A 13,122-nucleotide genomic window follows, 5' to 3' on the forward strand; every position below is an offset into this window, starting at 1 on the left:
CTTCCTTGAGTGTCGTGAAGCCTGAGCTTATCTCGCGAAAAGGCTAAATGCCATCATCTCCTTTACCGCTCATGGTTGCGTGACGTATGCAGAAAGGATCAAGAAGGCCGCGGAGTCAAACCCCGCGGCCTTCGTTCACACTGGCACCGCTTCCGTCGAAGGAGACAGTGCGACACTCAGGAACGCCTTGGCGATGCGCAAGTCCAGCAGCGCATCGCTTTGCATGATCTGGTATCGCTCTTCAACCGGGTCGGGTAACGAGCCGGCGAGGTGGAGTGCTTTCTTCAGGTATTCCTCAGCCCTGCGGATGGCGTCTTCATGAGACAGGCCGGGGCTGATGCAGAGGGTCGCGGGTGGATCGGGGACGAGCTTTTTCATGGTGAATCTCCATATTTGGTGAGTTCACCACCGATCGCTGCTAAACGAGTGGGTGGCGACTGTACGTGGGTTAGCAGACCGGAAATATGGAAACCGGCGCACCCGAAGGTGCCCACACGCACAGCCGCCATGACAAGCGAGCTGTTGCGACCATATTTCGGACTGCTAGATCCGACCGTTGTTTTTCAACGGCCGGCGAAGAGTAGGAGCCGTTTCCATGGGGCGCAACCGCCAGGCGGGGTGGGGGAGTATGCTTGGGAAATTGCCTACAAGAAAGTCGGAGATGCGGGAAGTTTCTGCGCTAAATGCTACAAGTTGTGGCGAGGAGTAGGGGCGTTTCGGACATGCTTTCAGGTGAGTGCCCTCTGCGGCGAAAAGGAGACCGATTTGTTTTTCAGCGGTGGAGGTGACTGGAGACACACCCCGTTTTCTTCACCTTTCTCCAAAGGACGACCGTGAGCTGAAAATCCGAGCAAAAAAATCCATCTGAACTGACGCAAATCGCCCCCTCAAAGGGCTTCCGCTGATTCCTGTATTTGATGGATGAGCGAGATGAAGATTTTCCTGGACGATAACCGCCCCACCCCGGAGGGCTGGCTGCGTGCTTACTGGCCGGATGAGGTTATCAGCCTGCTTCGCACCGGCCAGGTTGAGGCGGTGAGCCTTGATCATGATCTGGGTGATGATCGGCATGGAACCGGCTATGACGTAATCGTTTGGATTGAGCATGCAGTCGCTCTACATGGCTTTGAGCCACCGCAGATTTTCGTTCATTCTGCAAACCCGGCCGCCGCGCAGCGGATGCTGGCTGGAGTAGCGTCAATCGCAACGCTGCATGCGGCATCAGAACATTTGAAGAATCGTGTTGAGAGGAAGTAATGATGGGTGTGAGGGATAACGTTCAGGGTTCATTGAATTCTCTTTATGAGAACTTTAAAAATAATGTGTCACTGCCAGAGCATCTTGCTGTCAGGGCATCGCCGCCGCTGCTGCTGAGTGTTTCAGATAAGTGGGTAAACGCTAAAAAACGTGTTCTGGTGGTTGGGCAAGAAACGCTGGGATGGGAGTGGTACCCCGGAGAGTTTTTTCCAGGGCTTGAAGTTCCAATTGAAAATTTTCTGGATTTTCAAAAAACGCATAACAGCGTTCAAGCGCTGACTGCTGGATATCAGGCGTTCGAGTTTGCTCGACACCAGCCTGGAAATTACAACAGCCCTTTCTGGCGGGCTTATCGTAGCGTTCGAACCGCTTTGGGCGAAGAGATTGACGGCCCGGAAACAGCCGTTCTATGGACCAATCTTTTTAGAATGGCGCTGGACAACGGCAGCGTTTACGAAAATGCGAGTGCCGAAGAGGCTGCGCTGTTGCGTGATGCGGGTTCTGCTCTTTTGCTTGCCGAGATTGAAGCGCTTGCTCCGACGTCTGTAATGTTTTTTACAGGTCCAAATTACAATTCTCATCTGTACTCAATTTTCCCCGGTGTTGAACTTGTGGGGTTTGAGGATTATGAGGTTGAAAAAACGTCCATGCTCTGGCATCCCAAGCTTCCGGTTCTGAGCTTCAGAACATACCATCCTGCATATCTTGCTCGGAGTGGTCAGTGGGGAATTATCTCTGAGATAAATGCCTGGCATCATAACGCTGCAGTCGCGACCTGATTTATAAGTAAAAGTTGGCTGAAAAGGGGCGAATTGGAAACTGATAGGTCCCCATTTCTGCGTTTTCCCTTATCAACGCGACAAGAAGGCCGCGGAGTCAAACCCCGCGGCCTTCGTTCATACCGGCACCGCTTCCGTTGAAGGAGACAGTGCGACACTCAGAAATGCCTTGGCGATCCGCAAGTCCAGCAGCGCATCGCTTTGCATGATCTGGTATCGCTCTTCAATCGGGTCGGGTAACGAGCCGGCGAGGTGGAGTGCTTTCTTCAGGTATTCCTCAGCCCTGCGGATGGCTTCTTCATGAGACAGGTCAGGGCTGATGCAGAGGGTTGCGGGCGGATCGGGGACGAGCTTTTTCATGGCGGTGTTTCCTCATTTCATCAATGAAATTCGCCACTCGCCTCGCTGCTAAACGATGGGTGGCGACTGTACGCGGGTTAGCAGACCGGTGAAATGAGCAAATCCGGCGCACCCGAAGGTGCCCACACGTACAGCCGCCATAGAAGGTTGCTGGTGATTCATCATTTCAACGGACTGCTAATCCGTGTCGTCGATTTGGCAACGACCGGCGAAGAGTAGGTACCGTTTCCATGAGGCGCAACCGCCAAGCGGGGTGGGGGAGTATGCTTGGGAAATTGCCTACAAGAAAGTCGGAGATGTGGGAAGTTTCAGCGCCAAATGCAACAAGTTATGGCGTGGCTGAGGGTCGTTTCAGGCGGCCTTCCAGGTGAATGGCTCCCCCGGACTCTGGCCGCCCACCGAGCAACGAGCGGTCCTTTGCCTCAGTCGTCGGCAACACCGTGCACTCCCGAAAATATTGCCTATCGTAAAAGCTCTCCAACGGACGCAGGAGTGCTTTGCCATGGATATCGATAAGTTGTTCGCGGAATTACACAGTCTTCCCAGCATCCCCCAGGTCGCCCTGGAACTGGCCCAGCAGTTCGACAACCCCAACGAAAGCGTCGAGAAGGTGGCGCGCAATATCGAGCGCGATCCGGTGATCGCGGCCAAGGTGCTGCGCCTGGCCAACTCGGCGCGCTTCAAGGGGGCGCGGGAGTCGGCGAGCATCGAGGACGCGGCCATGCGCCTGGGCTTCAACGTGCTGCGCACCCTGGTGCTGGCGTCGGCGGTGACTGGGGCGTTCAAGTCGGCGCCGGGCTTCGACCTGAAGCTGTTCTGGGGGCGCAGCTTCCAGGTCGCCAGTATCAGCCGCCTGCTGGCCCGCCAGGCCGGGCTGGACGGTGAGGTGGCGTTCACCTGCGGGGTGATGCACGACATCGGCGAGCTGCTGATCCAGACCGGTGCACCGGAGTACGCTGCGCGGATCAAGGGCGCCAGCGGCACCACCAGCCGCGCCGCCAGCGAAACCCAGCAACTGGGCTTCGGCTACCCGGAAGTCGGCGCGGAACTGGGCAAGCGCTGGAACCTGCCGCAGACCATCCAGTCGGCCATCCGCTACCAGGCACAGCCGCACCAGGCGCCGGACGGGCAGCCCTATGCGCGGATCATCGCCCAGGCCATGGAAATCTGTGATGCGCTGGAGCAGCACGGCGGGCCGGGCGTCGAGGCGCGCAATGCGTTGGGCGGGCCGTTGTTCGAAGGCGTCGATCTGGATGGGTTGTTCGAGAAGTTGCCGGTGGTGCTGGAGCAGGACAAGGCGTTCGCTGACTTCCTCGCTTGAGCTGAAGAAGGGGCAGGTCCATTTCCCGGCGGGATGCGGCTGGTGGAAATGGATCTGCCCTTTTCTCGTCATTTCTAGTGCTCTCGGTGTGCCAGAAAGATTCGGGACTCAGGTTTTGCGACGGCTTCGCCGCCGATCGCGGATGAATCCGCTCCTACAGAAATCGCGCTCTCCGCCGGACCTGTACTTGGCAAAAGTTGTGTAGATACCCATGCCTTCGCTGGGAAGCCACACTCGATGGTCAGCTGAACGGCCAGAGAATCTGGGACAGCTCGTTCACCGTTTCATTGAAGCGCTTCAACTTGTCGTCTTTCCAGTAGACGGAGATGACCAGCAAAGGCGTATTCACACAGAAGAACGCCAGGACGCCCCAGAAGCCTTTATCAAGCAGGAATATCGCCGTGACGACCAGCACGATCACCGTCACTGCCAAGTAAGCGATTCTCAGCGGAATAAAGCTTCTGCGTTCGGTATCGATAATCCTCATCGCGGGTCCGGGCCGTCCTGGTTGCTGTTCGTAGCGACTGCATTTATCACGCTTGCGTCCGGGGTCGCAACGAGCAGCCCGGCGGGCTGCTCGTCTTGAGTTCAGATCTGCGCCTGGCCACCATCCACGAACAGCTCCGCGCCATTGACGAAGCTGGCATCGCTGGACGCCAGGAACAGCGCGGCCTTGGCGATTTCTTCCGGCTCGCCGACGCGACCCAGCGGAATCTGCGAAGCCAGGTAATCCAGCAGGCCTTGCTGCTGCGCGGCATCGGGACCTGCCAGTTCCACCAGGCCCGGGGTGCGGGTGGCGCCCGGGCTGATGGTGTTGACCCGCACGTTGCGGTCTTTCAGATCGAGGATCCAGTTGCGGGCGAAGGCGCGCACGGCGGCCTTGGAGGCGGCGTACACACTGAATGCCGGGGTGCCGGAGCTGCCTGCGGTGGAGCCGGTGAGGATCACCGAGGCGTTCTGCGCCAGCAGCGGCAGCGCCTGCTGCACGGTGAACAGCGTGCCCTTCACGTTGCGGTCGAAGGTGTCGTGGTAATGCGCCTCGGTGATCTCGCCCAGCGGCAGCATCGAGCCGCCGCCGGCGTTGGCGAACAGCACGTCGATGCGGCCGTGTTCAGCCTTTACCCGTTGGTAGAAGGCGTCCAGTTGCTCCAGCTTCGAAGAGTCGACCTGCACGCCGGTGGCGTTGCCGATCTGTGCCACGGCGGCGTCCAGTTCGGCCTGGCGCCGGCCGGTGACGTAGACGGTGGCGCCTTCAGTGGCGAAGAGTCTGGCGGTGGCCAGGCCGATGCCGCTGGTGCCGCCGGTGACGATTGCGATCTTGCCTTCAAGTTTGCCGTTCATGTTGCTTCTCCAAGAGGTTGTCTGTTTCGGTGGGAGAAGCGTATCGACGATCAGGGAAATCCAAAATAGAATCGTTTGAAAGTCATCGTTGCAGAAATGAAATGAGCAAACTTCCGGATTTTGAAGGGCTGGCGATGTTCGCCAAGGTGGCGGAAGAAGGGTCGTTCGCGGCGGCGGCGCGGGTCATGGGCGTCTCGGTGCCTACGGTTTCACGGGCTGTCGCCCGGCTTGAAGAGCGCCTGGGCGGGCGGCTGTTCAACCGCACGTCACGGCAACTGTCGTTGACCGAGTTCGGGCACAGCATGGTCGGCAAGGCGAGCGAGATCTATCGCCAGGCCGAGGAGGTCGAAGGGGAGGCCATGGAGTTGTCGGTGCAGCCCCGTGGGCAGGTGCGGCTGGCGGTGCCGATGTCGTTTGGGTTGAGGTGGGTGGCGCCCTTGCTGCCGAAGCTGATTCGCCAGTACCCCGGACTGTCCATCGATCTGCACCTGTCCGATGCCTCGGTGGACCTGGTGGCAGAGGGTTTCGATGCGGCGCTGCGGATTGCGGCGTTGCCCGATTCCTCGCTGGTCGCCAGGCGGCTCTGCGCCGTCTCGCAGGTGCTGGTGGCATCGCCGGCGTATCTGGAGCAGCACGGCCGTCCGCAGCATCCGAGGGACCTGGTGGATGCGCCGTGTCTCAGCTATGCCTACCGCGCCCGCAGTCAGGTGTGGCGCTTTACCGATGCGTCGGGGGCGGAAGAGGACGTGGTGCCCAGCGGGCCGCTGCGGGTCACCAACTCGGATGCGCTGCTGCCGGTGCTGCTGGAAGGGCTCGCCATCTCGGAACTGCCCGAGTTCATCGCCAGCGAGTACCTGGCTGACGGGCGTCTTGAGAGGCTCCTTCCAGAGTGGAGCATGACGCGGGGAGGTTTGTACTTCGTGACGCCCTCGGCGCGAACGCGGCCGGCGAAGATCAGGGCGCTCTCGGACTTTTTCCATGAGCACCTGTCGGAGCCGGTCTGGCGCTGCGGAGAGTAGGGGGCTGGAAACACGTTTCAGCCCCGTTTTTCCAACTGGCTGACATTGTTGTAGCCATCAGTCATGCACAGCCATTGCTCGCCATCATGGCTCAGGAAGACTTCGTAGCCATCGCCCGCCCGCACATGGCTGATGGGCAGCACATACACCGCATTGACCGATTTCTTCAGCGCCAGGGCGCTTTTGCACGCGCTGACGGCGGCCTTGTCCGAGGCCGTGTTGTTGCCGTCATTCTGGTCGGCCGACTGGGCGGAACACGAGACCAGAAGCGCCAGTGAGGCGATGAATGAGAGCGTCTTCATGTTGCAGTTCCTCGATTCGGGTGCGGGAGCGCGCGGGTGAGTATAGTCAGCGCCGTGCTACCAGCCCTGACTGTTGCGGCCGGTGCGCAAGACCTGCCTGCCGCGCAGCGGCGGGATCTTCGTCGAGGTCGATCATTCATTGGTGGCATGCAGGCGGAAGCCTCCCCTTCACTGCATTTTTCCGCGTCCAGGCTGGCCGCAGCGTACAATCGCCGCCCCGATCAAATGGACTTTGAAAATGCCGTTCCTGAGATTCCTCGTACTTGCTGCCGCCCTGGTCACCCTGGGCGGTTGTGCCATCGGCCAGACCATCGATTACCGCCTGGCCAGCCCGCCACTGAAAGTGCGCTCGACAACACCGGTGCAAGTGCAGGTGGTTGATCAGCGGCCCTACGTTCTGGCCCTTGAAAAGAAACCGACCTTCGTCGGGCGCATCCGTGGCCTCTATTACAACCCGTGGAACGTGAATACCACGTCGGGCTTGCCGCTGGCCGATGACCTCGCCCAGGCCGTGCGTACCGGACTGGCCAAGGCGCATGTGACCGCTGCGCCGGGCAATGGCAGCGTCACGGCCCCGGCCGGGCAGAAGTTGCTGGTCCTCACGTTGCGCGAGTGGAAGATGGACGCCTATTTCAACGTCCGTTTCGATTTCGACGTGGGCCTGGCCGTTGTCGATGATCAGGGTAAGGTACTGGCCTCCGAAGACGTCAAAGGCAGCGGTCCGGTGGAGAACGTGATCGCTGCGGGCGCCTTTGTACTGCGCAAGGCGATCGATGCTCCCGACGTGACGCGGGCCTTGTCGTCCGTTACTCGTGAGGATGACCAGCACAGCCGTTAGCTGTTGAAGTCCCTGACGTCAGCGCTTCAACAACGATACTTTCATCAACCGGCGAAACGTCGGGCAGGCCAGATGATCCTCTTCCGGGCACTCTGCTGCATGCCGCAGGCCCTTGCTCATCGCCTGCAGGCGCTTGACCTGGGCGTCGATCTCGTCGGCCCGGTCCAGCAGTTTCTGCCGGTCCACCTGCAGGTTGACCAGCATCGTGCCCACATCCTCCAGGGAGAAACCCGCCGCCTGGCCCAGGGCGATCAGCGCCAGGCGGTCTTGCACATCTGCCGCGAACTGGCGGCGCTGACCCGCGCCGGCGAGTGACTGGAGCAGGCCGATCTTCTGGTAGTAGCGCAGCGTCGAGGACGGTACTCCGGTGCGTTTGGCGACGTCGGCGATGTCCATGTTCGTACCCTTGACTTGAAGTTGACTTCAACTTCTATCGTGCTCGGCAAGTTGGTTTTTCGTCAATGTGCCGAGGGGTTTTGCCATGTTTTCCATTGTGTTGATCGGGGTTGGCGCCACGCTGGTGATGGACCTGTGGACGCTGTTGCTCAAGCGGCTGGGCGTCACCACGCTGAACTACGCCATGCTCGGGCGCTGGGCCGGGCATCTGTTGCGCGGGCGGGTGTATCACCAGGGCATTGCCAAAAGCGCGCCGGTTGCCCATGAGCTGGCCTGGGGCTGGGTGCTGCATTACGCGATCGGCCTGCTGTTCGCGGCCGGATTGGTGCTGCTGGCCGGGGAGCGGTGGTTGCAGGCGCCGACACCGGGGCCGGCACTGATCTTCGGGATCGCCACCGTGCTGGCGCCGCTGTGCGTGATGCAGCCGGCCATGGGGGCGGGGTTGTTTGCCAGTAGAACGCCGACGCCGTGGCGGAATCGGGCGCGGAGTTTGCTGACCCATGCGGTGTTCGGTTGTGGGCTGTACCTGTCGGCCTGGGCTGCTGCGCACCTCACTTGAAAAGCACCGCGGACCCTGTAGGAGCGGGTTTACCCGCGATTGCTGTAGTGAATTCACCATGGCAATCGCGGGTGAACCCGCTCCTGCAGGGTTCGCGGCGCACACGAATGGCAGGATGCAATTTTGCCCCCGCTCCGCTAGCATTAGCGGCTTATCCCCGCTCGTTCAGGTTGCGACGTTTTTCATGAGTTATCAGGTCCTTGCACGTAAATGGCGTCCGCGCTCGTTCCGCGAAATGGTCGGCCAGACCCATGTGCTCAAGGCCCTGATCAACGCACTGGACAACCAGCGCCTGCACCATGCCTATCTGTTCACCGGTACCCGCGGCGTGGGCAAGACCACCATCGCGCGGATCATCGCCAAGTGCGTCAACTGCGAAACCGGCATCACCTCGACCCCCTGCGGCACCTGTTCGGTATGCCGGGAGATCGACGAGGGCCGTTTCGTCGACCTGATCGAGATCGACGCCGCGAGCCGGACCAAGGTCGAGGACACCCGCGAACTGCTCGACAACGTGCAGTACGCGCCAAGCCGCGGGCGCTTCAAGGTCTACCTGATCGACGAAGTGCACATGCTTTCCAGCCATTCCTTCAACGCTTTGCTGAAGACCCTGGAAGAGCCGCCGCCCTATGTAAAGTTCATCCTCGCCACCACCGACCCGCAGAAACTGCCGGCGACCATTCTGTCCCGCTGCCTGCAGTTTTCCCTGAAGAACATGACCCCCGAGCGCGTGGTCGAGCACCTGACCCATGTGCTCGGCGTCGAGAATGTGCCGTTCGAGGACGACGCCCTGTGGCTGCTCGGCCGCGCCGCCGACGGTTCGATGCGCGATGCCATGAGCCTCACCGACCAGGCCATCGCCTTCGGTGAGGGCAAGGTGCTCGCCGCCGATGTCCGCGCCATGCTCGGCACCCTCGATCACGGCCAGGTCTACGGCGTGCTCCAGGCCTTGCTGGAAGGCGATGCCCGGGCGCTGCTCGAAGCCGTGCGCCATCTGGCCGAGCAGGGGCCGGACTGGAACGGCGTGCTGTCGGAAATGCTCAATGTGCTGCACCGCGTGGCCATCGCCCAAGCCCTGCCGGAAGCGGTGGACAACGGCCAGGGCGACCGTGACAAGGTGCTGGCGCTGGCCCAGGCCTTGCCGGCCGAGGACGTGCAGTTCTACTACCAGATGGGCCTGATCGGCCGTCGCGACCTGCCGCTGGCGCCGGATCCCCGTGGCGGCTTCGAGATGGTGTTGCTGCGCATGCTGGCCTTCCGCCCAGCAGACAGCGGCGATGCCCCGGGCACGACGCTAAAGCCAGTGGGGATCAGCCAGGCCACGACTGATTCCCCGGCACCGGTGGCCCCGGTTGCGGTCGCCGCGCCAGTTGCCCAGCCTGTGGCAGCTCCAGCTCCAGCTCCAGCTCCAGCTCCAGCTCCGGTCGTCGAGGCGCCTCCTGCACCGGAGCCGGAACCTGAGCCCGAGCCCGAGCCCGAGCCTGTGGTCGAAGCCGCGCCCGAGCCCGTCGAGGAAGTGATCGACCTGCCCTGGGAAGACCCGGTCCCCGCGCCCGTCGCCCCGGCGCAGCCCGAGCCCGCCCCGGTCGCCGCGCAGCCTGCCGCCCCGCGTGAAGAACCACCGCTGGACGACCACGGCTACAGCCCCGCCGGCATGGATCGCGACGACGAGCCGCCGCCGGATGACGACTACTACCCGAGCGACCTCGATCCGGCCGGCTTCAGCTACCTGGACGAACTGGCCACCGAGCATGCCGCCGAACTCAGCGACGAGCCGGCCGCCGAGCCGGAACCCGAGCCTGCTGCGCAGCCGGCCACCGGCCTGGCCCTGCAATGGCTGGAGCTGTTCCCGCACCTGCCGATTTCCGGCATGACCGGCAGCATCGCCGCCAACTGCACGCTGATCAGCGCCGAGGGCGACAACTGGCTGCTGCACCTGGACCCGAACCACAGCGCACTGTTCAACGCCACCCAGCAGCGGCGCCTGAACGACGCGCTGAACCAGCACCTGGGCCGCACCCTCAACCTGAGCATCGAGCTGATCCGCCCCGAGCAGGAAACCCCGGCCCAGGCGGCGGCGCGCAAGCGGGCCAACCGCCAGCGCGAGGCGGAGGAGTCGATCGAGAACGACCCGTTCATCCAGCAGATGATCCAGAAGTTCGGTGCCAGCGTGCGCCACGATACTATTGAACCTGTCGATGCCGTGGTGACCCAGGGCGAATAACCGTATATCCAGCGCCGCGCCCTGTGTGCGGTGCGTTCAACAACTACCGAGGTGATTCTCATGATGAAAGGTGGCATGGCCGGCCTGATGAAGCAGGCGCAGCAGATGCAGGAAAAGATGGCCAAGATGCAGGAAGAACTGGCCAACGCCGAAGTGACCGGTCAATCCGGCGCCGGCCTGGTCAGCGTGGTCATGACCGGTCGTCATGACGTCAAGCGCATCAGCCTGGACGACAGCCTGATGCAGGAAGACAAGGAAGTGCTCGAAGACCTGATCGCCGCCGCCGTCAACGACGCCGTGCGCAAGGTCGAGCAGAGCAGCCAGGAAAAGATGGGCGGCATGACTGCCGGCATGCAACTGCCGCCAGGCTTCAAGATGCCGTTCTAAGACGGTATCCGCTGCACACCGGTGGGAGCACGGCCGCGAGGCTGTCGCTCCCACCGTCGTTTCTCACCATTCGTTGATTTGCCAGGCCCATTACCATGAGTTTCAGCCCCCTGATCCGCCAGTTGATCGACGCCCTGCGCACCTTGCCGGGCGTGGGTCAGAAAACCGCCCAGCGCATGGCCCTGCAGTTGCTGGAGCGCGACCGCAGCGGCGGCACCCGCCTGGCCGAGGCGTTGACCAGGGCCATGGACGGGGTAGGGCATTGCCGCCAGTGCCGCACCCTGACCGAGCAGGAACTGTGCCCGCAGTGCGCCGATCCGCGGCGGGACGACACGCTGTTGTGCGTGGTGGAAGGGCCGATGGATGTGTATGCCGTGGAGCAGACGGGGTATCGCGGGCGCTATTTCGTGCTCAAGGGGCATCTGTCGCCGCTGGATGGGCTGGGACCCGAGGCCATCGGCATTCCGCAGCTCATGGCACGGATCGACGAGCAGGGGACCTTTGCCGAGGTGATCCTGGCGACCAACCCGACGGTGGAAGGCGAGGCGACCGCGCACTACATCGCGCAGTTGCTGGTGGAGAAGGGGCTGGTGGCGTCGCGCATCGCCCATGGCGTGCCGCTGGGTGGGGAGCTGGAGTTGGTAGATGGCGGGACCCTGGCTCACTCGTTTGCGGGGCGCAAGCCGATCTCGCTTTAGTGCCTGGATCCCTGTGGGAGCGGGTTCACCCGCGATGACGATGGTGAATCCACTGACGCCATCGCGGGTGAACCCGCTCCCACAGAGGAATCCTGTGTTTCAGTATTCGCTCAGCGAAAACTCGGTCAGGCAGAAGGTCGGCACCTGCGCCTCGCGCAGTTTCTGCGAGCCGCCCAGCTCCGGCAGGTCGATGATCGCCGCCGCTTCATACACCGCCGCACCCATGCGCCGCACCAGGTTCACCGCGGCCAGCAGGGTTCCGCCGGTCGCGATCAGGTCATCGAAGATCAGCACCTGGTCGCCTTCGCACAGGCTGTCGGCATGCACTTCCAGGAACGCTTCGCCGTATTCGGTCTGATACCCCTGGCTGAGCACGTCCGCCGGCAGCTTGCCCTGCTTGCGGAACAGGATCAGCGGCTTGTTCAGCTCATGGGCGATGATCGAGCCGATCAGGAAACCACGGGCATCCATCGCGCCGATATGGCTGAACTCGGCCTCGACGTAGCGTTCGATGAATTGGTCCATGACATGGCGCAGGCCCCGGGGCGACTGGAACAGCGGGGTGATGTCACGGAAGATGACGCCGGGCTTGGGGAAGTCCACGACCGGGCGGATGAGGGATTTCAGATCAAAGCTTTCGCTGGGCATGGAACGGGTATCCTGGTGGGCAAAACGCCAGTCAGTATACCCGTTTAACGCAGAAGTCAGGCTTCCAGCGCACCACCGGCCAGCGCGCAAAGCTGGATCGGGTCGACGATCCGCACTTCCTTGCCCTCGGCCTCGATCAGGCCGTTCTGCTGGAAGCGGGTGAACACGCGGGACACGGTTTCCACCGCGAGGCCCAGGTAGTTGCCGATCTCATTGCGCGACATGCTCAGGCGGAACTGGTTGGCCGAGTAGCCGCGGGCACGGAAACGCGCCGACAGGTTGACCAGGAAGGTAGCAATGCGCTCGTCGGCGGTCTTCTTCGACAGCAGCAGCATCATCTGCTGGTCGTCACGGATTTCCCGGCTCATCACCCGCATCAACTGGCGACGCAGCTGTGGCAACTGTACCGAGAGCTCGTCCAGGCGCTCGAAGGGAATCTCGCATACCGAGGTGGTTTCCTGGGCCTGGGCCGACACCGGGTAGGTCTCGGTGTCCATGCCGGACAGGCCGACCAGCTCGCTGGGCAGGTGGAAGCCGGTGATCTGCTCTTCGCCACCGTCGCTCAGGCTGAAGGTTTTCAGGGCGCCGGAGCGCACCGCGTAGACAGAGCCGAAGTTGTCGCCCTGCCGGAACAGAAACTCGCCTTTCTTCAGGGGTCGCCCGCGTTTGACGATTTCATCCAGTGCATCCATGTCTTCCAGGTTCAGCGACAGCGGCAGGCACAGTGGCGCCAGGCTGCAATCCTTGCAATGAGCCTGGTTGTGAGGGCGCAGTTTAACTGGCTCAGACATTTCATCGATCCTTGTGGGAAAGCACACATAGAACGCAAGGGTAACCCAGCCGGGCTACTGTAGGCCAGCTTGCTCTGTGTTGGTGCGGCTTTCGCTCAAGTTCGCGGCTTTGACGCCGATAAAACGTCATGAATCATCTCCCAGGGCAGGCCCGGCCATGTTGACCGTCGACAGTAAAACGACTAGCCAGACGCTTCCTGCC

Annotated in this window: 17 protein-coding genes; 9 read left to right on the forward strand and 8 right to left on the reverse strand. The window is 61.9% G+C overall.

The annotated features are described in order from the left end of the window. Window positions 1-135: 135 nt before the first annotated feature. Complete coding sequence (locus V0R59_RS00790) at window positions 136-378, reverse strand: hypothetical protein (RefSeq protein WP_330074172.1); 243 nt, start codon at window positions 376-378, stop codon at window positions 136-138. A gap of 552 nt (window positions 379-930) precedes the next feature. Here V0R59_RS00790 and V0R59_RS00795 point away from each other — a divergent pair. Both V0R59_RS00795 and V0R59_RS00800 read left to right on the forward strand, forming a co-directional pair. Continuing rightward, window positions 931-1,257, forward strand: a complete 327-nt coding sequence (locus V0R59_RS00795) for a cyclic-phosphate processing receiver domain-containing protein (protein ID WP_330074173.1) — start codon at window positions 931-933, stop codon at window positions 1,255-1,257. Between the two features lie 2 nt (window positions 1,258-1,259). Then, window positions 1,260-2,036, forward strand: a complete 777-nt coding sequence (locus V0R59_RS00800) for a hypothetical protein (RefSeq protein WP_330074174.1) — start codon at window positions 1,260-1,262, stop codon at window positions 2,034-2,036. A 117-nt stretch (window positions 2,037-2,153) separates the two neighbouring features. Here V0R59_RS00800 and V0R59_RS00805 read toward each other — a convergent pair whose 3' ends face one another. Next, on the reverse strand, window positions 2,154-2,396 hold the full coding sequence (locus V0R59_RS00805) for a hypothetical protein (protein WP_330074175.1): 243 nt from the start codon (window positions 2,394-2,396) through the stop codon (window positions 2,154-2,156). Between the two features lie 502 nt (window positions 2,397-2,898). Here V0R59_RS00805 and V0R59_RS00810 point away from each other — a divergent pair. Next, a complete protein-coding gene (locus tag V0R59_RS00810) occupies window positions 2,899-3,717 on the forward strand; it encodes an HDOD domain-containing protein (protein WP_330074176.1) in 819 nt (272 codons plus the stop codon). 241 nt (window positions 3,718-3,958) lie between these two features. Here V0R59_RS00810 and V0R59_RS00815 read toward each other — a convergent pair whose 3' ends face one another. Together V0R59_RS00815 and V0R59_RS00820 are read right to left on the reverse strand one after the other, a co-directional pair. Beyond that, window positions 3,959-4,204: a hypothetical protein gene (locus V0R59_RS00815; protein ID WP_330074177.1), complete on the reverse strand. Its 246-nt coding sequence runs from the start codon at window positions 4,202-4,204 to the stop codon at window positions 3,959-3,961. 101 nt (window positions 4,205-4,305) lie between these two features. Further along, window positions 4,306-5,058, reverse strand: coding sequence for an SDR family NAD(P)-dependent oxidoreductase (locus tag V0R59_RS00820; RefSeq protein ID WP_330074178.1), 753 nt, complete (start codon window positions 5,056-5,058; stop codon window positions 4,306-4,308). A 101-nt stretch (window positions 5,059-5,159) separates the two neighbouring features. Here V0R59_RS00820 and V0R59_RS00825 point away from each other — a divergent pair, with 101 nt between their 5' ends. After that, on the forward strand, window positions 5,160-6,077 hold the full coding sequence (locus V0R59_RS00825) for a LysR family transcriptional regulator (protein ID WP_330074179.1): 918 nt from the start codon (window positions 5,160-5,162) through the stop codon (window positions 6,075-6,077). Window positions 6,078-6,094: 17 nt separating this feature from the next. Here the strand turns inward: V0R59_RS00825 and V0R59_RS00830 are convergent, their stop codons facing one another. Next, entirely contained in the window at window positions 6,095-6,379 is a 285-nt protein-coding gene (locus V0R59_RS00830; RefSeq protein WP_330074180.1) for a hypothetical protein, read from the reverse strand. 238 nt (window positions 6,380-6,617) lie between these two features. Between V0R59_RS00830 and V0R59_RS00835 the strand changes: the two genes are divergently transcribed. Next, window positions 6,618-7,217 (forward strand): YajG family lipoprotein, encoded by a 600-nt coding sequence (locus V0R59_RS00835; protein WP_330074181.1) that lies wholly within the window; start codon window positions 6,618-6,620, stop codon window positions 7,215-7,217. An 18-nt stretch (window positions 7,218-7,235) separates the two neighbouring features. Here the strand turns inward: V0R59_RS00835 and V0R59_RS00840 are convergent, their stop codons facing one another. Beyond that, window positions 7,236-7,613, reverse strand: a complete 378-nt coding sequence (locus V0R59_RS00840; RefSeq protein ID WP_330074182.1) for a helix-turn-helix domain-containing protein — start codon at window positions 7,611-7,613, stop codon at window positions 7,236-7,238. 85 nt (window positions 7,614-7,698) lie between these two features. Here V0R59_RS00840 and V0R59_RS00845 point away from each other — a divergent pair, with 85 nt between their 5' ends. The 4 genes from V0R59_RS00845 (at window position 7,699) to recR (ending at window position 11,481) form a co-directional block, all read left to right on the forward strand. Continuing rightward, on the forward strand, window positions 7,699-8,172 hold the full coding sequence (locus V0R59_RS00845; RefSeq protein ID WP_330074183.1) for a DUF2938 domain-containing protein: 474 nt from the start codon (window positions 7,699-7,701) through the stop codon (window positions 8,170-8,172). Window positions 8,173-8,356: 184 nt separating this feature from the next. After that, window positions 8,357-10,396, forward strand: a complete 2,040-nt coding sequence (gene dnaX / locus V0R59_RS00850) for a DNA polymerase III subunit gamma/tau (RefSeq protein ID WP_330074184.1) — start codon at window positions 8,357-8,359, stop codon at window positions 10,394-10,396. A gap of 60 nt (window positions 10,397-10,456) precedes the next feature. Further along, window positions 10,457-10,783 carry a YbaB/EbfC family nucleoid-associated protein gene (locus V0R59_RS00855; RefSeq protein WP_075802553.1) on the forward strand — a complete coding sequence of 109 codons (327 nt, stop codon included), beginning with the start codon at window positions 10,457-10,459 and terminating at the stop codon, window positions 10,781-10,783. A gap of 95 nt (window positions 10,784-10,878) precedes the next feature. After that, window positions 10,879-11,481 (forward strand): recombination mediator RecR, encoded by a 603-nt coding sequence (gene recR / locus V0R59_RS00860; RefSeq protein ID WP_330074185.1) that lies wholly within the window; start codon window positions 10,879-10,881, stop codon window positions 11,479-11,481. Window positions 11,482-11,580: 99 nt separating this feature from the next. On the opposite strand, the gene V0R59_RS00865 is transcribed toward recR, so the two are convergent. Both V0R59_RS00865 and fnrA read right to left on the reverse strand, forming a co-directional pair. Beyond that, window positions 11,581-12,129 carry an adenine phosphoribosyltransferase gene (locus V0R59_RS00865; RefSeq protein ID WP_330074186.1) on the reverse strand — a complete coding sequence of 183 codons (549 nt, stop codon included), beginning with the start codon at window positions 12,127-12,129 and terminating at the stop codon, window positions 11,581-11,583. A gap of 56 nt (window positions 12,130-12,185) precedes the next feature. Further along, a complete protein-coding gene (gene fnrA / locus V0R59_RS00870; RefSeq protein ID WP_330074187.1) occupies window positions 12,186-12,920 on the reverse strand; it encodes a Crp/Fnr family transcriptional regulator FnrA in 735 nt (244 codons plus the stop codon). Window positions 12,921-13,122: the final 202 nt, after the last annotated feature.

Origin of the sequence: Pseudomonas ulcerans, from assembly GCF_036324125.1 — a bacterium.
Taxonomy (GTDB): Bacteria; Pseudomonadota; Gammaproteobacteria; order Pseudomonadales; family Pseudomonadaceae; genus Aquipseudomonas; species Aquipseudomonas ulcerans.